This window comes from Micromonospora sp. NPDC005252, from assembly GCF_042872475.1.
GTDB lineage: Bacteria > Actinomycetota > Actinomycetes > Mycobacteriales > Micromonosporaceae > Micromonospora.
Map to the genome: position 1 here is coordinate 721,370 of NZ_JBIAKN010000001.1, position 20,295 is coordinate 741,664.

Here is a 20,295-nt window from a genome sequence, read left to right on the forward strand (position 1 = left end):
CGTACCAGGCCGCCCCGCAGTCCGCGCCGCCGTTCCAGGCCGCCCCGCAGTCCGCGCCGCCGTTCCAGGCCGCCCCGCAGTCCGCGCCGCCGTTCCAGGCCGCCCCGCAGTCCGCGCCGCCGTTCCAGGCTGCTCCGCAGTCCGCCCCGCCGTTCCAGGCTGCTCCGCAGTCCGCCCCGCCGTTCCAGGCTGCTCCGCAGTCGGCGCCGCCGTTCCCGCAGTCCGCGCCCCCGGCCAACCCCGCTCCGCAGTCGGCGCCGCCCGCGCCGCCGTTCGGGCAGCCGCCGTCGGCCGACCCGACCCAGACGATCCCGCGTCAGTCCGCCGAGCCGGCGTCGGCCGACCCCACCCAGGCCATCCCGCGCCCGGCCGGCCCCGACGCCGACCGCACCCAACACATCAACCCGGGCGAGCACCCCGACCAGACCCGCTGAGCCGCCAGCCCTCCGGGCTGGTGATGTTCGGGTCCTCCTTTGCTCTGCTTCAACCGAGGCAACACCCGGCGTCCGAATATCGGACGCACGGTGTTGCGTAGGTTGAAGCAGAGCAAAGGAGCCGCAGGTGGTGCCCGCCCCCTCCACCGACGCATCAAGTGATCATGGGGTGCGGTTTCCCACGCTGCGGGCCGGGTCTGGTGGGTCGGGCCCGCGCTGCGCATAGGCTGAGCGGATGGTTGATCGCACCCACTCCGGTCCGAGCGAGGCGAGCGTGCGGCGGGCCCTGGGCCGGGCCGCGACCGGGCGCGCGCTCGACGTCGACGAGGCGACCGCGCTGCTCGCCGCCCGTGGCGACGCGCTCGACGAGCTGCTCCGGACCGCCGGTGGGATCCGCGACGCCGGGCTTCGTGACGCCGGGCGGCCGGGCGTGGTCACGTACTCGAAGAAGGTCTTCATTCCGCTGACCCGGCTCTGCCGGGACCGTTGCCACTACTGCACGTTCGCCACCGTGCCGCACCGGCTGCCGGCGCCGTTCCTGGACCGCGACGAGGTGCTGGCCATCGCCCGGGCCGGTGCCGCCCAGGGCTGCAAGGAGGCCCTGTTCACCCTCGGTGACCGGCCGGAGGAGCGCTGGCCGGCGGCCCGGAGCTGGCTCGACGAGCGCGGCTACGACTCCACTCTGGACTATCTGCGCGCCTGCGCGGTGGCCGTGCTGGAAAAGACGGGCCTGCTGCCGCACCTCAACCCGGGCGTGCTGTCCTGGTCGGAGCTGCAACGGCTCAAGCCCGTCGCCCCGAGCATGGGCATGATGCTGGAGACCACCGCGACCCGGTTGTGGTCCGAGCCGGGCGGCCCGCACTACGGGTCGCCGGACAAGGAGCCCGCGGTCCGGCTGCGGGTGCTCGACGACGCGGGACGGGTCGGGGTGCCGTTCACCACCGGCATCCTCATCGGCATCGGGGAGACCCCGGCCGAGCGGGTGGACGCGCTGTTCGCGATCCGCCGCGCGCACCGGGAGTACGGCCACCTCCAGGAGGTGATCGTGCAGAACTTCCGCGCCAAGCCGGACACGGCGATGCGCGGCATGCCCGACGCGGAACTGCACGACCTGGCCGCCACGGTGGCGGTGGCCCGACTGCTGCTCGGCCCGAAGGCCCGCATCCAGGCCCCGCCGAACCTCATCGCCGGCGAGTACGCCCTGCTGCTGCGCGCCGGCATCGACGACTGGGGCGGCGTCTCCCCGCTCACCCCGGACCACGTCAACCCGGAACGCCCGTGGCCGCAGATCGAGGAGTTGGCCCGGCACACCGAGCTGGCCGGGTTCACGCTGCGGGAGCGGTTGACCATCTACCCGGAGTACGTGCGCGCCGGTGACCCGTGGCTCGACCCGCGGCTGCTGCCCCACGTGAACGCCCTCGCCGACCCGGCGACCGGCATGGCGGTCGAGTCGGCCCTCCCGCAGGGGCGCCCCTGGCAGGAGCCGGAGGAGACGTTCGGCGGGCGCACCGACCTGCACGCCACCATCGACACCACCGGCCGCACCGACGACCGGCGCGGCGACTTCGACAGCGTCTACGGCGACTGGTCCGAGGTCGCCGGCAAGGTCACCCCCGAGGCGGCGGCGCAGCGAGCGGGCGTACCCCCGGCGCTGGCCGGCAGTGGTGCGGACCGTGACCTGGCGGCCGGGCTGCGGCTGGCGGCCGACGACCCGGCGGCCCTGCTCGATCCCCGGCACACCGACGCGGCGCTGGCGCTGTTCGGCGCGGACGGGCCGGCGCTGGACGAGCTGTGCCGGCTCGCCGACGACGTGCGCCGCGACGCGGTCGGCGACGACGTCACCTACGTGGTCAACCGCAACATCAACTTCAGCAACGTCTGCTACGTGGGCTGCCGGTTCTGCGCGTTCGCCCAGCGTGAGCGGGACGCCGACGCGTACCGGCTCTCCGTCGACCAGGTCGCCGACCGGGCCGAGCAGGCGTGGGCGGCCGGTGCCAGCGAGGTGTGCCTCCAGGGCGGCATCGACCCGAAGATGCCGGTCACCGGGTACGCCGACATCGTGCGCGCGATCAAGGCCCGCGTGCCGGAGATGCACGTGCACGCGTTCTCCCCGATGGAGATCGTCACCGCCGCCGCGAAGGCCGGTGTGCCGGTGCGCGAATGGCTGACCCAGCTGCGCGAGGCGGGGCTGGACACCATCCCGGGCACCGCCGCCGAGATCCTCGACGACGACGTGCGCTGGGTGCTCACCAAAGGCAAACTGCCGGCCGCCGCCTGGGTCGAGGTGGTCAGCACGGCCCACGAGCTGGGCATCAGGTCCAGCTCCACCATGATGTACGGCCACGTCGACCACCCCGGACAGTGGCTGGCGCACTTCCGGGTGCTGGCCGGCGTGCAGGACCGCACCGGCGGGTTCACCGAGTTCGTGGCGCTGCCGTTCGTGCACACCAACGCGCCGATCTACCTGGCCGGCATCGCCCGCCCGGGGCCGACCTGGCGGGAGAACCGGGTGGTGCACGCCATGTCGCGGCTGCTGCTGCACGGCCGGATCGACAACATCCAGTGTTCCTGGGTGAAGCTCGGCGACGAGGGCACCGTGGCGATGCTCCAGGGTGGCTGCAACGACCTGGGCGGCACGCTGATGGAGGAGACCATCTCCCGGATGGCCGGCTCCGGCAACGGGTCGGCGCGTACCGAGGAGCAGTTGCGGGCCATCGCGAAGGCCGCCGGTCGTCCGGCGCGCAAGCGATCGACTGCGTACGGTCACGCTCCGCGCTGAAGTCGAACCTTTTCCCGCCGTCGGCCGTACCAAGCGGTGCCGGCGGCGGTCGCGGCGAGGACCGCCGCCGGTGTTCCCTCAGGGGCCCGGCGGCGTCACCTCGACGGCACCGGACCCGTCCGTCACCGCGGGCGCGTACGCGCCGCCGCCGGAAAGGTTGCCCATGACCAGTGATCAGCGGAAGCGGCCCTGGCCGCGACTGACCCGCCGGCAGACGTTGACCGCCGCGGCCAGCGCCACCCTCGGCGCCGCCGCACTCACCGTGCCGGGTCTGTCGGCCGCGCAGAACGCGCCGGGCGCGGCAGGTCGGGACGACGAACCGATCGTCGTGCACCTGCGCGACGCCGCGTCCGGAACGATGGACGTCTTCGTCGGTGAATCCCGGATCGAGGTACGCGACCGCGGCCTGGCGGACCGACTGCGGCGCGCAGCCCGGCGCTGACCCGCACGCTCCGCCCGCCATCAGTCCCCGCCCAGTGAGGTTGGTCCGCCATGTCTTCCCACCGCGAGGCTCCGGAGATTGCCAAGGATCCGGTCGCCGACAGCTCCGACCTTTACGCGTTCGTCAGCCCCGACAAGCCCGACACGGTCACGTTGATCGCCAACTACGTGCCCTTGCAGCTCCCGTCCGGGGGGCCGAACTTCTTCGAGTTCGGCGACGACGTGCGCTACGAGATCCACATCGACAACGACGGTGACGGTCAGCCCGACGTCACCTACCGGTTCGAGTTCACCACCGAGATCACCAACCCGAACAGCTTCCTCTACAACACCGGGCCGATCGACTCGCTGGACAGCAAGAACTGGAACCGCCGGCAGTTCTACAGCCTGACCCGGGTGACCGACGGCCGGGAGCACCGGCTCGCGCACAAGCTGCCCTGCCCGCCGTGCAACGTCGGCCCGCTGTCCACCCCGAAGTACGCCGACCTCGTCCGGCAGGCCACCTACACGCTGTCGACGGGGGAGCGGGTCTTCGCCGGCCAGCGCGCGGACGGCTTCTTCGTCGACCTGGGGGCGATCTTCGACCTCGGCACGCTGCGGCCGTTCCAGCAGCTGCACGTCGCCGGGAAGAAGATCTTCAAGGCCGAGGGGGAGCCGGTCAACGCCACCGACCGGATGAACGTGCACAGCCTCGCCGTGCAGGTGCCGCTGAAGCAGGTGCGCCGCCGCGCCAGCCGGTACGGCGCGGGCGACCCGGCGTCGGTGCTCGGTGTGTGGACGTCGGCGTCGCGCCGGCAGGTCCGGGTGCTCGGCGACCGGGTCGCGCAGGACACCTCCACCGGCCCGCTCACCCAGGTCTCCCGGCTGGGCAATCCGCTGTTCAACGAGGTCATCGTGCCGATGTCCAAGAAGGACCTGTGGAACTCGCTGCCACCGTCGGAGGACAAGCGGTTCGCGCAGTTCGTCGAGCGGCCCGAGCTGGCCGCGCTGCTGCCGGCCCTCTACCCGGACGTCTTTCCCAACCTGGACAAGCTCAACAAGTCGAAGAAGGCCCGGGCCGACCTGGTGGCGATCCTGCTCACCGGCGTACCGGCTGGGCTGATCGAGGGCTTCACCAACGCGACCGGTGACGTGCAGGCCGACATGCTGCGGCTGAACACGGCGATCCCGCCGACCCGCCGGCCGGACCGGTTCGGGGTGCTCGGCGGTGACCTGGCCGGCTTCCCCAACGGGCGGCGGGTCGGCGACGACGTGGTCAGCATCGCGCTGCGGGCGATCGCCGGGGTGACCGTCCCGCTGGTCGACAAGACGTTCCGCCCGGACGCGGCGGCCGCCGCGGTCACCCCCGGGTTGAGCGCCGCCGACGTGACGGCCCCGTTCCTCGCGAACTTCCCCTACCTCGGTACGCCGTACGACGGGTTCAACAACCCGCCGGCGTCGTCCTGACCTTCGGCGGGGGAGCAGCGGATGCACGAGCACACGTACGGGCCGTCGGAGACGGGGAGTGTCGTCCTCGAACTGGGTGGTGACACCGGTGCCCTGATCGTCTACACCGGTCGGGAGTTGCACGGCCGGGAGATCGAGATCAGCCGCGGCGATGATTGGCGGGTCCACTCGGCGGTACGGGAGCGTCGGGTGCGGGACGGGTCGTTCCACAGTGCGGTCTATCCCGATCTGCCTGCCGGTCTGTATACCGTCTGGTGGGACGAGGACACGTCCGCCGGCATCGTTTCTGTCCATGGTGGAGGGATAGCCGAGTTCGCGTGGCCCAGCAGCGGTTTTGGGGCCGCCGGCTGACCTCGAAGCGCCACTTTTCACTCGCACCCCGTCCACATTGTGGGCGGGGTGCGAGTGCTGTCCACGGCTCGACGGGCGGTCTGCGCCGCGCCGCGTTAACCTGTCCCCCACCAAGATCAGCTTTGCGAGAGGGGGCTGGTGCTCTCCCGGCGGTGGCCCGTCGGGGGGAGCGCCACGGCAGAAAAGTCGGGCAACTCGCCGGAGAGGGCGTTACTCGGCCGGGGTCTGAATCGATAGGGCAGGTTGCGAGGCTGGGACGGTCCTGGTGGCCGACCAGGGGTGTCGGGAGGGCGACTCCATTATCAAGTTTGGCTTGACGGCGCACGCATTACACGCGTGTAATTTGAATGGGGTTGTTCGCACGGAACGCAACAAAAGGGACCGGACGAACAAACACGCCTTTCGCGTGGGGGGTTGCAGCGGCGATGACGCCGGTGCGCGACAAGGAGGCATTTGATGGACGGCCAGCTTGAGGTGGCCGACCTGCTCGGAAACGCGCCGGAGTGGCAGGAGCGGGCCCTGTGCTCGCAGACCGACCCCGAGGCGTTCTTTCCCGAGAAGGGCGGCTCGACCCGCGAGGCGAAGCGAATCTGCTCGCGCTGCGAGGTCAAGACCGAATGCCTCGAATACGCTCTCGGCCACGACGAGCGGTTCGGCATCTGGGGTGGGCTCTCCGAGCGGGAGCGGCGCAAGTTGAAGCGGCGGGCCGCCTGAGCGGTGCAGGGTCGGGGCGGTGGGGGCCGCCCGGCTCAGCCGTCGTACGGGCGCGTACGGCTCAGGCCAGCTCGTCCGGGTCGACCCCGAGCAGGTTCGCCACCTGTTCGATGATCACGTCGTGGACGAGGTCGGCGAGATCCTCGCGGTCCATGGCGCGGAACTCCAGCGGTCGCCGGTACAACACGATGCGCGGCGGCACCTCCTGGCGGCCGGGGCGGCCGGGCAGCAGCCGGGCCAGCGGCACCTCGCCGTCCTCCAGCACGTCGGAGTCGTAGACGTTCAGATCCGGTGGGACGTCCTCGACGGCGAACTCGACACCGGCCAGCTCCTTGGCGAACCGCCGCTCCAACGTCTCGACGGTGTCCAGCACCAGATCGTCGAAGACCTCGGCCTTGGTCCGCGCCAACGGCACGGTCGCCGGCACCAGACGCCCGCGCAGGCCACGCCCGTGCCGGTCGCGGTGCGCACGCCGGCCGGGGCCGGGGCGGCGGTGTTCCGGGCTCGTCATGACGCAAAGGGTAGTCCCCGTGCCGGGCCGGCCAGCGGCAGCGGCACTCCTCTGGCGCGGCGCGACCCGAACCGGGAATTGTGATCACCGCGACGGGCGTGTCGCAACGCGAAGCGATGCGCCGGACCCGGTAATGGAGATACCCTGCCGCCGTGAGGTCACCACGGCGCTGCTCCCGTAACGGCTGCCCCCGGCAAGCGGTCGCCACATTGACCTATGTCTACAACGAGTCGACCGCCGTGGTGGGCCCGTTGGCGGCGTTCGCCGAGCCGCACACGTACGACCTGTGTGAGCAGCACGCCCGCAGCCTCACCGCGCCGCGCGGCTGGGACGTGGTGCGGCACGAGGGTGAGTTCGAGCCGCCCCCGCCCACCACGGACGACCTGGTGGCGCTGGCCGAGGCGGTTCGCGAGGCCGCTCGCCCGGCCCCCCGCCCCCCGGAGCACGACCAGGCCCACCCGGAAGGCCCCCACCAGACGGGCCGCCGAGGCCACCTCCGAGTAATCCCCCCAAACCACTAACCCCCCACCCGGCCCGCCCAGCGCGGTCAGTGCCCCAGGAGGCGGGACAGGGTTTTGGCGCGGTGGGAGGGGCGGTTGGTTCGGTTCTCCTTGGCGTCGGCGCTGGTCATGACGCGCAGAGCCGTGTTCATCGCCAGCCAGCGCAGGGGTTCCGGCTCCCAGCGGGGCGAGCTGTGGTTGACCCAGGGCAGGCTGGTCAGCTCGCTGCGCTCGCCGCGGATCAGGTCGGCCAGGGTGCGGCCGGCGAGGTTGCTGGAACCCACCCCGTCCCCGACGTAGCCGCCCGCCCAGGCCAACCCGCTGGCCCGGTCGAATCCGACCGAGGCGGCCCAGTCCCGGGCCACCCCGAGCGGGCCACCCCAGGTGTGGGTCACCGGAACGTCCGGCCCGAGCACCGGGAACAGTTCACCCAGCGTCCGCCGCAGCGCCGCGAAGACCCGTGGCTCCCGGTCCTGGCCGGGAGAGACCCGGGACCCGAAATGGTACGGAGCACCGCGCCCGCCGAAGGCCAGCCGACCGTCCGCCGTCCGCTGGCCGTAGATGATCACGTGTCGGTGGTCGGAGAACGTCTCCCGATCCGCCAGGCCGATCCGCTCCCAGGTCTGCGCCGGCAGCGGTTCGGTGGCCACCATCAGTGAGTACACCGGCGCCACCGTGCGTCGCAGGCCGGGCAGCATTGGCGTGTACCCCTCGGTGGCCCGTACCACCACCGACGCCCGCACCGTCCCCGACGCGGTGACCGCCGCGCCGGACCGGATCGCGGTCACCGTGGTCTGCTCGTGGATCCGCACCCCGAGTCGCTCCACCGCCCGCGCCAGACCACGCACCAGCTTCGCCGGGTGCACGACCGCGCAGTGCGGGGTGTACGTCCCACCGCGTACCCCCTCGGCGCCGCACCGGGCCGCGGCCTCGTCGGCGTCGAGGAGCGCCAGGTGGTCCGCGCCGAAGCCGAACGCGCGGGCCTCGTCCACGGCGGCCCGGGCCCGGGCGAGCTGCGGGCCGGTGCGGGCGAGCGTGACGGTGCCGCCGTCGGCCCAGTCGCAGTCGATGCCCTCGGCCGCGACCACCCTGCCCACCGCACGGACGGTGTCGTGCAGTGCCCGCTGCATGGCGACAGCCGCGTCGCGGCCGTGCCGGCGGGCCAGCCCGGTCAGTGACGTGGGAAAGAGCGCCGAGCACCAGCCGCCGTTGCGCCCGGACGCCCCGTACCCCGCGATCTCCCGCTCCAGGACGACGACCCGCAGCGTCGGATCGGCCTGGGCCAGGTGGTACGCCGTCCACAGCCCGGTGTAGCCGGCGCCCACGATCACCACGTCGGCGTCCGTGTCGCCGGGCAGCGCCGGCCGCGGCGTGAGCGGCTCGTCCAGGCTGGACAGCCAGTACGACAGATTCTCGTAGCCCATGGTCAGAGCCGCGACCACGCCTCGGTCAGCACCGTGCGGAGGATCTGCTCGATCTCGTCGAAGTGCTGCTGCTCGGCGATCAGCGGCGGGGCGAGCTGGATGACGGGGTCGCCCCGGTCGTCGGCCCGGCAGTAGAGACCGGCCTGGAACAGCGCGGTCGACAGGAAGCCGCGCAGCAGCCGCTCCGACTCGGCCTCGTCGAACGTCTCCCGGGTCGTCTTGTCCTTGACCAGCTCGATGCCGTAGAAGTAGCCGTCGCCCCGCACGTCGCCGACGATCGGCAGGTCGTGCAGCTTCTCCAGGGTGGCGCGGAACGCGTCCTCGTTGGCCCGTACGTGCCCGACGAGATCCTCGCGGGCGAAGACCTCCAGGTTGGCCAGGGCCACCGCGCAGGACACGGGGTGTCCGCCGAACGTCACCCCGTGGGCGAACATCCCGGTCTCGGTGAGGAACGGTTCCATCAGCCGGTCGCTGGCGATCATCGCGCCGAGCGGGGCGTACCCCGAGGTGATGCCCTTGGCGGTGGTGATGATGTCCGGCTGGTAGCCGTAGCGCACGGCGCCGAAGTACTCGCCGAGCCGACCCCAGGAACAGATCACCTCGTCGGAGACGAGCAGCACGTCGTACGCGTCGCAGATCTCCCGGACCCGCTCGAAGTAGCCGGGCGGGGGTGGGAAGCAGCCGCCGGAGTTCTGCACGGGCTCCAGGAAGACCGCGGCGACGGTGTCCGGCCCCTCGCGCTCGATGGCCCGGCCGATCTCGTCGGCGGCCCAGCGGCCGAACGCCTCGGCGTCGTCGCCGTGCTCGGGCGCCCGGTAGAAGTTGGTGTTCGGCACCTTGATCCCACCGGGCACCAGCGGCTCGAAGTCGCTCTTGATGCCGGGCAGGCCGGTGATCGACAGCGCGCCCATCGAGGTGCCGTGGTAGGCGATGTAGCGGCTGACCACCTTGTGCTTGTTGGGCTGACCGGTGCGCTTGAAGTAGGCCCGGGCCAGCTTCCACGCGGCCTCGACGGCCTCCGAGCCGCCGGTGGTGAAGAAGACCCGGTTGAGGTCGCCCGGGGTGAGCGAGGCGATCTTCTCGGCCAGCTCGACGGCCTTCGGGTGCGCGTACGACCACAGCGGGAAGTACGCCAGCTCACCGGCCTGCTTGGCGGCGGCCTCGGCCAGCTCGGTGCGGCCGTGACCGGCGTTGACGACGAACAGCCCGGCCAGCCCGTCGAGGTAGCGGCGGCCCTGCGCGTCCCACACGTACGCGCCCTCGCCGCGCACGATGGTCGGCACCTCGCCGGCGGTGTAGCTCGCCATCCGGGTGAAGTGCATCCAGAGGTGGTCGGTGGCGTTGGCCATGTCAGCCCCATCGGTCGTCGGGCCGGTCAAAGGGGTGAAGCCGGCCGCTCTGCCAACGGTTATCGCACAGCACGACCCGGGAAAGCAAGTGTGATCGGTAGTGCCTAAGCCTAAGGACGACGGATTCGGCGAGAAATTGCCCTAGCTGCGACGGAATCCGCACGGGCGTCGGCCCTGCTCGTCGTGCCCAGCGGGCGCGCCGGGCTGCCCGCTGACCCCTGGTCGGCCTCCTTTGCTCTGCTTCAACGGACGCAACAGTGCACGTCCGGTATCCGGACGCGGGGTGTTGCGCCGGTTGAAGCAGAGCAAAGGACGCGAGCGATGCCCTGCCGGCCCGGCTCGCCGGCCACGATCCACTCCGTATCGCCGATGTCGCGGTGTCGGGGCGGAGTTGATACCGCGATATCGGCGATGTCGAGTGGATCAAGTGAGTCGATCAGAGGAGTGGAGCAACGGGTCGAGCAGCCGGGACGGGGGTGGGGCGCCCTGGGGGCAGTTGCGGAGCGTTCTGGATGCGCGTCAACACGTCCACCGCAACACGCCGGTAGGCGGCGGACAGCGACACGCAGCGTGGCTATCGTGCGCCGCAGTGTGCACCCGGCGGGCGGGAGGATCCGGTGGCGAACGAGGCGTTGCGGGTGGCGATGGCCGTGGCAGGGGAGACGGTCGAGTCGCTGGCCGAGAAGGTCGACGTCCACCCGAAGACGGCGGCGCGGTGGCTCGCCGCGGGGCACATCCCGCATCCGCGTACCCGGATCGCGGTGGCCGAGGTCCTGCGCCGGGACGCGGCCGATCTCTGGCCGGAGCCGTTCCGCCGTCGATACCTGCCGTGGTTCCGACCGTGGGCCGAGCTGGAACAGGACGCCACCTCGATCCGCTCCTACCAGCCGCTGCTCGTGCCGGGCCTGCTCCAGACCGAGGGGTACGCCCGCGCGATCCTGAACACCGGCGGACTGGTCCCGCCCTCCGAAGTGGACCAGATCGTGGCCAGCCGCATCGACCGCCAGGCGGTGCTTCGCCGCGACGCCCCACCCCAGCTCGTCGCGGTGCTCGACGAGGTGGTGCTCCGCCGGCCGGTCGGCGACGGCTCGGTGATGGCCGGGCAGCTCCGGCACCTCGCCTCGGCGGGGGAGTGGGAGCACGTGCAGGTCCGGGTCATTCCCGCCGAGAACCCATGGCACACCGGGTTGGCCGGCCCCTTCGTGCTGGGCAGGCTGCCCGACGGGACCGAATTGGCGTATCTCGACAACCAGCTCCGCGGTCAGATCGTGACCGATCCTCTCGACGTCGCTAACCTGGGACGCAGGTGGGAGAGCGTCACCGGTGAGGCGTTGCCCCAACGTCAGTCGATCGAGCTGATCAGGGAAGTGGCTGCGACATGGACATGACCGACGCGCGCTGGCGCACTGCGACCCGTAGCAGCAACAACGGTGGCGACTGCGTCGAGGTGGCCGACAACTTGCCCGGTCGGGTGCTGGTGCGCGACAGCAAGGACCGCGACGGTGGCACCCTGACCTTCGCGCCGACCGCCTGGACGTCGTTCGTCGACGCAGTCCGGGCAACGGCACGCTGATCCACTCGGGTTCACGGAAACCGGGGTATCGGAGCGGCAGGGACACCCCGACTTCCTGAAAGCCGAGTCGATCAAGCCCCTAGTCGATCAAGCGCCATCAAAAGCGCGTCAGGCCGTACCCCAGGTGTAGGTCTGCTTGCGGAGTTTGAGGTACACGAACGCCTCGGTGGCGAGCACGCCGGGCACCGCGCGCAGCCGTTGCAGGATCTCCAGCAGGTGGTCGTCGTTGCGGCAGACCACCTCGGTGAGCAGGTCGAACGACCCGGCGGTGATGACCACGTAGTCGACCTCGTCCAGCTCGGCCAGCCGGTCGGCCACCGCCTCCAGGTCGCCGTCGGTACGCAGCCCGATCATCGCCTGGCGGGGGAAGCCGAGCTGGAGCGGATCGGTCACCGCGACGATCTGCATGACGCCCGAGTCGAGGAGCCGCTGGACCCGCTGGCGGACCGCCGCCTCGGAGAGGCCGACCGCCTTGCCGATCGTCGCGTACGGCCGTCGGCCATCCTCCTGGAGCTGTTCGATGATCTGCTTGGCCACGTCGTCCAGCAGAGCGTGACTGGCACCTTCACGTACGGCGACGCGTCGACCGCCGTTGCCGTTCTCGTGCTGCCGGTTCGTCATCGTGCGCTCCCCATGTCCCGAATCGTGATGTCGTGCGTGTGTCCCCGCGCAGTCTGGCGTATTTCGTCGTGCATCGCTAACCCCGCAACGGAATCCCTTGTGAGAGAGGGTCTCTCATGTCAGGATCAGTCGTCCCTGGTACTTGAGCCTCCCGACATTCCCGCCGGCGCGCGCCTCCCCCGTCCCGCCCGCCGACGATGACCCCTAGGAGTCGTCATGCGTACTCCCCTCCGGCCCCTCTCCCGGCGTGGACTGCTCACCGGCACTCTCGGATCGGCCGCCCTGCTCGCTGCGGGCGGCAGCCTCGCCGGCTGCGGCACCAAGGGCGCCCAGCAGACCGAGGCCGGCTGCGTCAGCGAAGACCTGTCCGGCACCGAGAAGAAGCTTGCCTTCTCCAACTGGCCGCAGTACATGGACGTCGACGAGAAGGACGAGTCCAAGCGGCCGAGCCTGGACGAGTTCATCACAAAGACCGGCATCCAGGTCACCTACACCGAGGACATCAACGACAACAACGAGTTCTTCGGCAAGGTGCAGAACCAGCTGGCCGCCTGCCAGAGCACCGACCGGGACATCATCGTGCTGACCGACTGGATGGCCGCGCGGATGATCCGGCTCGGCTGGATCCAGAAGCTCGACGCGGCGAAGATCCCGAACGTCCAGGCGAACCTGTTGCCGTCGCTGCTCAACCGCTCGTTCGACACCGAGAACCGCATCTCGATCCCGTGGCAGTCTGGCCTGGCCGGGTTGGCGTACAACGGCAGCGTCACCAAGGAGCTGCGGACCGTCGACGAGCTGCTGACCCGCCCCGATCTCAAGGGCAAGGTGACGGCGCTCAGCGAGATGCGCGACACCATGGGCCTGCTGCTCGGCTCGAACGGGCACGACCCGTCGAACTTCACCGCCGCCCAGTTCGACGACGCGCTCAACAAGCTCAAGAAGGCCGTCGACTCCGGGCAGATCCGCAAGTTCACCGGCAACGACTACGCACCCGACCTGGCCAAGGGCGACATCGCAGCGTGCATCGGCTGGTCCGGGGACGTCATCCAGCTCTCCAGTGAGAACGAGAAGGTGCAGTTCGTCGCCCCGGACTCCGGCGTGATGCTGTTCAGCGACAACATGATGGTCCCGAACAAGGCCACCCACAAGGGCAACGCCGAAGCGCTGATCAACTACTACTACGAGCCGGCGGCAGCGGCGAAGCTCGCCGCGTACGTCAACTACATCTGTCCGGTCAAGGGCGCCCAGGCCGAGATGGAGAAGATCGACCCGGAGCTGGCCGCCAACCCGCTGATCTTCCCCGACGAAACGCTGCTGGCGAAGTCCAAGGTGTTCATGGCCCTGGACGAAAAGCAGGAGAAGGAGTACGAGGGCAAGTTCCAGCAGGTCATCGGGGCGTGACGGGGATGACACGCGAGACACCCGCAGGCGATCTGCGCCTGGCCGACCTCACCAAGCGGTTCGGCATCTTCACCGCCGTCGACGACCTCAGCCTGACGATCCCGCAGGGCTCGTTCTTCGCGCTGCTCGGCGCGTCCGGCTGCGGCAAGACCACCACCCTGCGGATGATCGCCGGGCTGGAGGAGCCGACCAGCGGCCAGGTGCTGCTCGGCGACACCGACATCGCCCGGCTGCGGCCGTACAAGCGGCCGGTCAACACGGTCTTCCAGAGCTACGCGCTGTTTCCGCACCTCACCATCTTCGAGAACGTGGCCTTCGGGCTGCGGCGGCGCGGCATCCGTTCGGTCGACGACCAGGTCCGGCGGATGCTGTCGCTGGTGCAGCTCGACGGCTTCGGCCCGCGCCGTCCGGCGCAGCTCTCCGGTGGCCAGCAGCAGCGGGTCGCGCTGGCCCGCGCTCTGATCAACCAGCCGCAGGTGCTGCTGCTCGACGAGCCGCTGGGCGCGCTCGACCTCAAGCTGCGCCGGCAGATGCAGATCGAGCTGAAGCGCATCCAGACCGAGGTCGGTATCACCTTCGTGCACGTCACCCACGACCAGGAGGAGGCCATGACCATGGCCGACACCGTCGCGGTGATGAACGCCGGCCGGATCGAGCAGCAGGGCGCCCCGGCCGACCTCTACGAGTTCCCGGCCACCGCGTTCGTGGCGAACTTCCTCGGCCAGTCCAACCTGCTCGCCGGCGAGGCCGCCGGCACGAGCGGCGGCGAGGTCGCGGTGACGGCGCACGGCGCGCGCTTCTCGGTGCCCGCCGGCCGGTCGCGCGCCGACCGGGGTCCGGTCCACCTGGGGGTACGCCCGGAGAAGCTGCATCTGGTCGGCTCCGCCGACCAGGTCCCCCAAGGACACCAACACCTCACCGGGGTGGTCACCGACGCCTCCTACGTGGGGGTCAGCACGCAGTACCTGCTGCGCACCGGTTGGGGCACCGAGCTGTCGGTCTTCGTGGCGAACAACGGCGCGGAGGCGCGGGTGCCGGTGGGCAGCGAGGCCGTGGCGTACTGGGATCCGCGCCACGCGTTCCTGCTGGCCCGCGACGCCGCCGACACCGACCGGACCACGCCGGTGCTCGACGAGCCGGTGGGCGCGTCGTCATGACCCTCCTGGCCCCCACCAAACCGGGGCAGCTGCCGCCGCCACCGGCCGCCCGGTCCGGGCGGTTCCGGCTCCTGCCGTACCTGTTGCTGCTGCCCGGCGCGGTCTGGCTGCTGGTGTTCTTCGGCGTGCCGCTGCTGCAGCTCGCCGCGGCGAGCCTCTACGACCCCAGCGGCTCGCTCTCCACCGGGTACGCGATGACGTGGGCGTTCGGCAACTACCCGGACGTCGTGCAGGCGTACTGGCCGCAGCTGCTGCGCTCGTTCGGCTACGCCGGGCTGGCCCTGGTGCTGGCGCTGCTGCTCGGCTACCCGTTGGCGTACGCCATCGCGCAGAAGGCCGGCCGGTGGAAGAACCTGCTGCTGGTGTGCGTGGTCGCGCCGATGTTCACCAGCTTCCTGGTCCGCACGCTGGCCTGGAAGACGATCCTGTCGGACAACGGCGCGCTGGTCGGCCTGCTGCGTGACGTGCACCTGCTCGCGCCGGACGGCCGGCTGCTGGCCACGCCGTTCGCTGTGGTGCTCGGCCTGACGTACAACTTCCTGCCGTTCCTGGTGCTGCCGCTGTACGCGAGCCTGGAGCGGCTGGACCCCCGGCTGTTGGAGGCGGCGAGCGACCTGTACGCGAGCGGCGTCCAGGCGTTCCGCCGGGTGACCCTGCCGTTGTCCATGCCCGGCCTGGTCGCCGGCACGCTGCTGTTCTTCATCCCGGCCAGCGGCGACTACATCAACGCCGAACTGCTCGGCACCCCGAACGAATACATGATCGGCAACGTCATCGACTCGGCGTTCCTGGTCCGGCTGGACTACCCGCAGGGCGCCGCGCTGTCGTTCCTGCTGATGGCGGCGATCCTCGCGGTGGTCTTCGGCTACCTGCGCAGGGCCGGCACGGAGGAGGTGCTCTGATGCGGGTCTCCCGTTGGCTGGCCGATCGCTGGGTGATGATCGTGGCGCTGCTGGTGCTCGGCTACCTCGCGCTGCCGATCCTGGTGGTGGCCGGGCTGTCGTTCAACCGCCCGTCGAGCCGCCTGTCGTACGACTTCAACGAGTTCACGCTGGACAACTGGCGGCAGCCCTGCGCCACCTCCGACATGTGCGACGCGGTCGTGCGCAGTGTGCAGATCGGTTTCATCGCCACGGTGGTCGCCACAGTGCTCGGCACCCTGATGGCGTTCGCGCTGGTCCGGCACCGCTTCCGCGGCCGGTCCGGCATCAACGTGCTGATCTTCCTGCCGATGGCCACCCCGGAGCTGGTGATGGGCACGTCGCTGCTGGCCCTGTTCGTCTCGGCCGGGGTGCCGCAGGGCTTCTGGACCATCGTCATCGCGCACGTGATGTTCTGCGTGTCGTTCGTGGTGGTGACGGTCAAGGCGCGGCTCGCCGGAATGGACCGGCGGCTGGAGGAGGCCGCCATGGACCTCTACGCCAACGAGTGGCAGACCTTCCGGCGGATCACCCTGCCGCTGGTGCTGCCCGGCATCGTGTCCGCCGCGCTGCTGGCGTTCTCGTTGAGCTTCGACGACTTCATCATCACGAACTTCAACGCCGGCACGACAGTCACGTTCCCCATGTACGTCTGGGGCGCCGCCCAGCGGGGCATCCCGCCGCAGGTCAACGTCATCGGCACCGCGATGTTCGCCATCGCGCTGCTGCTGGTCGGGCTCAGCTCGCTGCGCGGGCGGCGTGCTCGCCGCGCCGCGCTGCTGGCCGGCCCGGTGCCGCAGGCGCGTCGCTCGTCATGACCGTCCTGGATGCGGGCCGCCCGACCGGGCCGCCGTCATGACCCTCCCGCATACCGGCCGGGCGCTTGCCGACGCGGCGCCCGTGCCGTACTGGCTGGACCGCCCGGAGCGCCCCGACCCGCTGCCGCCGCTCACCGGCGCGCAGACCGCCGACCTGCTGGTGATCGGCGGCGGGTACGGCGGGCTCTGGGCCGCCCTGGAGGCCAAGCGGGCCGAGCCGGACCGTGACGTGCTGCTCGTCGACGCCGGGACCTGCGGGTGGGCCGCCTCCGGGCGCAACGGCGGGTTCTGCGCCGCCTCGCTCACCCACGGCCTGGCCAACGGCGTCGACCGGTTCCCCGGCGAGATCGGCGAGCTGGAACGCCTCGGCCGCGCCAACCTGGACGCGATCGCCGCCACCGTCGCGGAGTTCGACATCGACTGCGACTTCGAGCGCACCGGCGAACTGGCCGTCGCCGTCGAGCCGTACCAGCTCGACGGGTTGGCCGCCGACGCCGAGCTGGCCCGCCGGTACGGCCACCGGGTGCGGCTGCTCGACACCGACGAGGTGCGTGCCGAGGTGAACTCGCCGACGTACCTGGGTGGCATGGTCGACGCCGACCGGGTCGCCATGGTGGACCCGGCGAAGCTGGCGTGGGGTCTGCGCCGCGCCTGCGTCGACCTCGGCGTACGCGTGCACGAGCACACCCGGGTCACCGGGCTGCGCGCCGACGGCCCGGCCCTGCGCGCGGCGACCGCCGGCGGGCTGGACAACGCGCCCGGCTCGGTACGCGCCCGCCGGGTCGTGCTGGCCACCAACGCGTTTCCGCCGCTGCTGCGCCGGCTGCGCGCGTACGTGGTGCCCGTCTACGACCACGTGCTGATGACCGAGCCGCTCAGCCCGGCGCAGCGCGACGCGATCGGCTGGCGCAACCGCCAGGGCCTGGCCGACACCGGCAACCAGTTCCACTACTACCGGATCACCCGCGACGGGCGGATCCTCTTCGGCGGCTACGACGCCGTCTACCACTACGGCAACCGGGTCGCCCCGAAGCTGGAGCAGCGCCCGGCCACCTTCACCGCTCTCGCCAACCACTTCTTCACCACGTTCCCGCAGCTCGCCGACGTGCGCTTCAGCCACCGCTGGGGCGGCGTCATCGACACCTGCACCCGGTTCTGCCCGTTCTACGGGACCGCGTTCGGCGGTCGACTGGCGTACGCGGCCGGCTACACAGGCCTCGGCGTCGGCGCCACCCGCTTCTCGGCCCGGGTGCTGCTCGACCTGCTGGCCGGCGGGGACACCCCGCTGACCCGGCTCGATCTGGTCCGCCGCAAGCCCCTGCCGTTCCCGCCGGAACCCGTCCGCGCGGTCGGCATCAATCTCACCCGCCGGTCGATGGCCCGCGCCGATGCGCGTGAGGGCCGTCGCGACCTGTGGCTCCGTACTCTCGATCGTCTTGGTTTGGGGTTTGATTCCTGATGCGTGTCCTGCTCGTCGGCGCCGGTGGCGTCGGCTCCGCCGCCGTAGCCATCGCCGCCCGACGCTCCTTCTTCGAGACGATGGTGGTCGCCGACCATGACCCGGACCGCGCCGCCCGCGCGGTGGCCGGGCACGGCGACCGTTTCGTCGCCGCCCAGGTGGACGCCTCCTCGGCCGACGCGGTCACCGCGCTGTGCCGGGAGCACCGGATCACCCACGTGCTCAACGCCGTCGACCCGCGCTTCGTCATGCCCATCTTCGACGGCGCGTTCGCGGCCGGCGCGGACTACCTCGACATGGCGATGTCGCTGTCCCACCCGCACCCGTCCCGCCCCTACGCCGAGACCGGGGTGAAGCTCGGCGACGACCAGTTCGCCGTCGCCGACCGATGGGCGGCGGCCGGCCGGCTCGCGCTCGGCGGCATCGGCATCGAGCCCGGCCTGTCCGACATCTTCGCCCGGTACGCCGCCGACGAGCTGTTCAGCGAGATCGACGAGATCGGCGTCCGGGACGGGGCGAACCTGACCGTCGACGGCTACGACTTCGCACCCTCGTTCTCCATCTGGACCACGATCGAGGAGTGTCTCAACCCGCCCGTGGTCTGGGAGGCCGACCGGGGCTGGTACACCACCGAGCCGTTCAGCGAGCCGGAGGTCTTCGACTTCCCGGAGGGAATCGGCCCGGTCGAGTGCGTCAACGTCGAGCACGAGGAGGTGCTGCTGATCCCGCGCTGGGTGAAGGCGAAGCGGGTCACCTTCAAGTACGGCCTCGGCGACGAGTTCATCGACGTGCTGAAGACGCTGCACAAGCTCGGCCTGGACTCGACGACGCCGGTCAGCGTGCGCGGCGTGCAGGTGTCGCCGCGGGACGTGGTCGCGGCCTGCCTGCCCGACCCGGCCACCCTCGGCGACCGGATGCGCGGCAAGACCTGCGCCGGCACCTGGGTGCGTGGCCTGGGCCCGGACGGGCAGCCCCGGGAGGTGTACCTCTACCACGTGGTCGACAACGAGTGGTCGATGCGCGAGTACGGCCACCAGGCGGTCGTCTGGCAGACCGCGGTGAACCCGGTGGTGGCGCTGGAACTGCTCGCCACCGGCGCGTGGTCCGGCGTCGGCGTGCTCGGCCCGGAGGCCCTGCCCCCGGTGCCGTTCCTCGACCTGCTGACCAGCTACGGCTCGCCCTGGGGGATGGAGGAGCGATGAGCCGCTACGGTGCCATGTACGGCCCGGACATCACCTTCCTCGGGGTGGACCGGTGCGCACTCGACGACCCGTCGTCGTACGCGGACGCCGACATCGTCATCGTCGGCGCACCCTTTGACGGCGGCACCTCGCACCGGCCCGGCACCCGGTTCGGGCCGTCGGCGATTCGCCAGGCGTGCTACCTGGCCCACGACGGCTCCCGCCCGTCCCTCGCGCTGCGCGTCGACGCGCTGCGCGACCTCCGGGTGTACGACGCCGGCGACGTCGAGATGTTCTCCGGCGACATCGAACGGTCACTGGCCGCTCTGGAGGCGGCCGTCTACGCAGTGTCGTCCTCCGGCGCCATCCCGATCGTGCTCGGCGGGGACCACTCCATCGCGCTGCCCGACGCGACCGGCGTGGCCCGCCAGCACGGGCACGGTCGGGTGTCGCTCGTGCACTTCGACGCGCACGCGGACACCGGCGAGATCGAGTTCGGCTCGCTGCACGGGCACGGCCAGCCGATGCGTCGCCTCATCGAGTCTGGCGCGGTACGCGGCGACCGGTTCCTCCAGATCGGGCTGCGCGGCTACTGGCCCGGCCCGGACATCCTGTCCTGGATGGCCGAGCAGCGGATGCGCTCGTACGAGATGACCGAGCTGGTCGCCCGCGGGCTGGACCCGTGCCTCACCGAGGCGTTCACGATCGCGGTCGACGAGTGCGAGGGGGTCTTCCTCTCCGTCGACGTGGACGTCGTCGATCCCGGGATGGCCCCCGGCACCGGCACCCCCGAACCGGGTGGCCTGACCTCCCGGCAACTGCTCGACGCGGTCCGCCGGGTCTGCTACGAGCTGCCGGTGGTCGGGGTGGACGTGGTCGAGGTCGCGCCGCCGTACGACCACGCCGACATCACCGCCTACCTGGGCAACCGCGTGGTCCTGGAGGCACTGTCGGCGATCGCCCGACGCCGGCGCGACGCCGCGGGCGGGTCACCGTGGAACCCCCACCAACCCCTCCTGGACGCCCGCTGACCAGCGCATTGACGGCAACTCGACACGTCGACGCCGGACCCGGACCTCCTCTGTGGAGCGGTCGTTATCGTGGCCAATAATTGGTGATTCGCGGATTTGCTGCCTGAATGCGCGGCACGATCAGCCGTGCCCGGTCCGGCCAAGTGGTTGCCTGACCTGTCGTCCCGTCGCCGGTCACGAGCGCG

General features: G+C 71.2%; 19 protein-coding genes and 1 pseudogene. 16 read left to right on the forward strand and 4 right to left on the reverse strand.

The window, feature by feature from the left end; genetic code table 11:
• The 6 genes and pseudogenes from ACFYPH_RS03500 to ACFYPH_RS03525 all read left to right on the forward strand — a co-directional run.
• Window positions 1–434 (forward strand): annotated as a pseudogene (locus ACFYPH_RS03500) (hypothetical protein); the annotation flags it as partial.
• A 235-nt stretch (window positions 435–669) separates the two neighbouring features.
• A complete protein-coding gene (locus tag ACFYPH_RS03505; protein ID WP_387178565.1) occupies window positions 670–3,213 on the forward strand; it encodes a bifunctional FO biosynthesis protein CofGH in 2,544 nt (847 codons plus the stop codon).
• A gap of 163 nt (window positions 3,214–3,376) precedes the next feature.
• Window positions 3,377–3,655 (forward strand): hypothetical protein, encoded by a 279-nt coding sequence (locus ACFYPH_RS03510; protein WP_354854243.1) that lies wholly within the window; start codon window positions 3,377–3,379, stop codon window positions 3,653–3,655.
• A gap of 50 nt (window positions 3,656–3,705) precedes the next feature.
• A complete protein-coding gene (locus ACFYPH_RS03515; protein ID WP_387178568.1) occupies window positions 3,706–5,100 on the forward strand; it encodes a DUF4331 domain-containing protein in 1,395 nt (464 codons plus the stop codon).
• Window positions 5,101–5,121: 21 nt separating this feature from the next.
• Window positions 5,122–5,451, forward strand: coding sequence for a phospholipase (locus ACFYPH_RS03520; RefSeq protein WP_387178571.1), 330 nt, complete (start codon window positions 5,122–5,124; stop codon window positions 5,449–5,451).
• A 456-nt stretch (window positions 5,452–5,907) separates the two neighbouring features.
• Window positions 5,908–6,165, forward strand: a complete 258-nt coding sequence (locus ACFYPH_RS03525; RefSeq protein ID WP_007455784.1) for a WhiB family transcriptional regulator — start codon at window positions 5,908–5,910, stop codon at window positions 6,163–6,165.
• A 61-nt stretch (window positions 6,166–6,226) separates the two neighbouring features.
• Here ACFYPH_RS03525 and ACFYPH_RS03530 read toward each other — a convergent pair whose 3' ends face one another.
• On the reverse strand, window positions 6,227–6,676 hold the full coding sequence (locus ACFYPH_RS03530) for a metallopeptidase family protein (protein ID WP_007455785.1): 450 nt from the start codon (window positions 6,674–6,676) through the stop codon (window positions 6,227–6,229).
• 152 nt (window positions 6,677–6,828) lie between these two features.
• Here ACFYPH_RS03530 and ACFYPH_RS03535 point away from each other — a divergent pair, with 152 nt between their 5' ends.
• Complete coding sequence (locus tag ACFYPH_RS03535) at window positions 6,829–7,197, forward strand: DUF3499 domain-containing protein (RefSeq protein WP_354854249.1); 369 nt, start codon at window positions 6,829–6,831, stop codon at window positions 7,195–7,197.
• Window positions 7,198–7,223: 26 nt separating this feature from the next.
• Here ACFYPH_RS03535 and ACFYPH_RS03540 read toward each other — a convergent pair whose 3' ends face one another.
• Both ACFYPH_RS03540 and ACFYPH_RS03545 read right to left on the reverse strand, forming a co-directional pair.
• Window positions 7,224–8,600, reverse strand: coding sequence for an NAD(P)/FAD-dependent oxidoreductase (locus tag ACFYPH_RS03540; protein ID WP_387179350.1), 1,377 nt, complete (start codon window positions 8,598–8,600; stop codon window positions 7,224–7,226).
• 2 nt (window positions 8,601–8,602) lie between these two features.
• Window positions 8,603–9,949, reverse strand: coding sequence for an aspartate aminotransferase family protein (locus ACFYPH_RS03545; RefSeq protein ID WP_387178574.1), 1,347 nt, complete (start codon window positions 9,947–9,949; stop codon window positions 8,603–8,605).
• A gap of 644 nt (window positions 9,950–10,593) precedes the next feature.
• Here ACFYPH_RS03545 and ACFYPH_RS03550 point away from each other — a divergent pair.
• Both ACFYPH_RS03550 and ACFYPH_RS03555 read left to right on the forward strand, forming a co-directional pair.
• A complete protein-coding gene (locus tag ACFYPH_RS03550; protein ID WP_355133672.1) occupies window positions 10,594–11,337 on the forward strand; it encodes a DUF5753 domain-containing protein in 744 nt (247 codons plus the stop codon).
• Window positions 11,328–11,522, forward strand: a complete 195-nt coding sequence (locus tag ACFYPH_RS03555; protein WP_355063030.1) for a DUF397 domain-containing protein — start codon at window positions 11,328–11,330, stop codon at window positions 11,520–11,522. The genes ACFYPH_RS03550 and ACFYPH_RS03555 overlap by 10 nt, the downstream gene beginning before the upstream one ends.
• A gap of 108 nt (window positions 11,523–11,630) precedes the next feature.
• On the opposite strand, the gene ACFYPH_RS03560 is transcribed toward ACFYPH_RS03555, so the two are convergent.
• Window positions 11,631–12,143, reverse strand: a complete 513-nt coding sequence (locus ACFYPH_RS03560; RefSeq protein ID WP_354854255.1) for an Lrp/AsnC family transcriptional regulator — start codon at window positions 12,141–12,143, stop codon at window positions 11,631–11,633.
• A gap of 216 nt (window positions 12,144–12,359) precedes the next feature.
• Between ACFYPH_RS03560 and ACFYPH_RS03565 the strand changes: the two genes are divergently transcribed.
• From ACFYPH_RS03565 to speB, 7 genes are read left to right on the forward strand one after another with little or no spacing between them, the layout of a single operon-like run.
• Window positions 12,360–13,544, forward strand: coding sequence for an extracellular solute-binding protein (locus ACFYPH_RS03565; RefSeq protein ID WP_387178578.1), 1,185 nt, complete (start codon window positions 12,360–12,362; stop codon window positions 13,542–13,544).
• Window positions 13,545–13,549: 5 nt separating this feature from the next.
• Window positions 13,550–14,701 (forward strand): ABC transporter ATP-binding protein, encoded by a 1,152-nt coding sequence (locus ACFYPH_RS03570; protein ID WP_387178581.1) that lies wholly within the window; start codon window positions 13,550–13,552, stop codon window positions 14,699–14,701.
• Window positions 14,698–15,603: an ABC transporter permease gene (locus ACFYPH_RS03575; protein WP_354854261.1), complete on the forward strand. Its 906-nt coding sequence runs from the start codon at window positions 14,698–14,700 to the stop codon at window positions 15,601–15,603. Before ACFYPH_RS03570 ends, ACFYPH_RS03575 begins: the two co-directional genes overlap by 4 nt.
• Window positions 15,603–16,439, forward strand: a complete 837-nt coding sequence (locus ACFYPH_RS03580) for an ABC transporter permease (RefSeq protein ID WP_355063034.1) — start codon at window positions 15,603–15,605, stop codon at window positions 16,437–16,439. Before ACFYPH_RS03575 ends, ACFYPH_RS03580 begins: the two co-directional genes overlap by 1 nt.
• A 37-nt stretch (window positions 16,440–16,476) precedes the next feature.
• Window positions 16,477–17,898, forward strand: a complete 1,422-nt coding sequence (locus ACFYPH_RS03585) for an FAD-dependent oxidoreductase (protein WP_355063036.1) — start codon at window positions 16,477–16,479, stop codon at window positions 17,896–17,898.
• On the forward strand, window positions 17,898–19,100 hold the full coding sequence (locus tag ACFYPH_RS03590) for a saccharopine dehydrogenase C-terminal domain-containing protein (protein WP_355063038.1): 1,203 nt from the start codon (window positions 17,898–17,900) through the stop codon (window positions 19,098–19,100). Before ACFYPH_RS03585 ends, ACFYPH_RS03590 begins: the two co-directional genes overlap by 1 nt.
• Window positions 19,097–20,110 (forward strand): agmatinase, encoded by a 1,014-nt coding sequence (gene speB, locus ACFYPH_RS03595; RefSeq protein ID WP_387178586.1) that lies wholly within the window; start codon window positions 19,097–19,099, stop codon window positions 20,108–20,110. The genes ACFYPH_RS03590 and speB overlap by 4 nt, the downstream gene beginning before the upstream one ends.
• The last annotated feature ends 185 nt before the right edge of the window (window positions 20,111–20,295 follow it).

What these genes read in the sequence shown, in the direction of transcription:
- ACFYPH_RS03505 (WP_387178565.1), top strand. Translation starts at nt 670, where the DNA reads ATGGTTGATCGCACCCACTCCGGTCCGAGCGAGGCGAGCGTGCGGCGG.
- ACFYPH_RS03510 (WP_354854243.1), top strand. Translation starts at nt 3,377, where the DNA reads ATGACCAGTGATCAGCGGAAGCGGCCCTGGCCGCGACTGACCCGCCGG.
- ACFYPH_RS03515 (WP_387178568.1), top strand. Translation starts at nt 3,706, where the DNA reads ATGTCTTCCCACCGCGAGGCTCCGGAGATTGCCAAGGATCCGGTCGCC.
- ACFYPH_RS03520 (WP_387178571.1), top strand. Translation starts at nt 5,122, where the DNA reads ATGCACGAGCACACGTACGGGCCGTCGGAGACGGGGAGTGTCGTCCTC.
- ACFYPH_RS03525 (WP_007455784.1), top strand. Translation starts at nt 5,908, where the DNA reads ATGGACGGCCAGCTTGAGGTGGCCGACCTGCTCGGAAACGCGCCGGAG.
- ACFYPH_RS03530 (WP_007455785.1), bottom strand. Translation starts at nt 6,676, where the DNA reads ATGACGAGCCCGGAACACCGCCGCCCCGGCCCCGGCCGGCGTGCGCAC.
- ACFYPH_RS03540 (WP_387179350.1), bottom strand. Translation starts at nt 8,600, where the DNA reads ATGGGCTACGAGAATCTGTCGTACTGGCTGTCCAGCCTGGACGAGCCG.
- ACFYPH_RS03545 (WP_387178574.1), bottom strand. Translation starts at nt 9,949, where the DNA reads ATGGCCAACGCCACCGACCACCTCTGGATGCACTTCACCCGGATGGCG.
- ACFYPH_RS03550 (WP_355133672.1), top strand. Translation starts at nt 10,594, where the DNA reads ATGGCCGTGGCAGGGGAGACGGTCGAGTCGCTGGCCGAGAAGGTCGAC.
- ACFYPH_RS03555 (WP_355063030.1), top strand. Translation starts at nt 11,328, where the DNA reads ATGGACATGACCGACGCGCGCTGGCGCACTGCGACCCGTAGCAGCAAC.
- ACFYPH_RS03560 (WP_354854255.1), bottom strand. Translation starts at nt 12,143, where the DNA reads ATGACGAACCGGCAGCACGAGAACGGCAACGGCGGTCGACGCGTCGCC.
- ACFYPH_RS03565 (WP_387178578.1), top strand. Translation starts at nt 12,360, where the DNA reads ATGCGTACTCCCCTCCGGCCCCTCTCCCGGCGTGGACTGCTCACCGGC.
- ACFYPH_RS03570 (WP_387178581.1), top strand. Translation starts at nt 13,550, where the DNA reads ATGACACGCGAGACACCCGCAGGCGATCTGCGCCTGGCCGACCTCACC.
- ACFYPH_RS03575 (WP_354854261.1), top strand. Translation starts at nt 14,698, where the DNA reads ATGACCCTCCTGGCCCCCACCAAACCGGGGCAGCTGCCGCCGCCACCG.
- ACFYPH_RS03580 (WP_355063034.1), top strand. Translation starts at nt 15,603, where the DNA reads ATGCGGGTCTCCCGTTGGCTGGCCGATCGCTGGGTGATGATCGTGGCG.
- ACFYPH_RS03585 (WP_355063036.1), top strand. Translation starts at nt 16,477, where the DNA reads ATGACCCTCCCGCATACCGGCCGGGCGCTTGCCGACGCGGCGCCCGTG.
- ACFYPH_RS03590 (WP_355063038.1), top strand. Translation starts at nt 17,898, where the DNA reads ATGCGTGTCCTGCTCGTCGGCGCCGGTGGCGTCGGCTCCGCCGCCGTA.
- speB (WP_387178586.1), top strand. Translation starts at nt 19,097, where the DNA reads ATGAGCCGCTACGGTGCCATGTACGGCCCGGACATCACCTTCCTCGGG.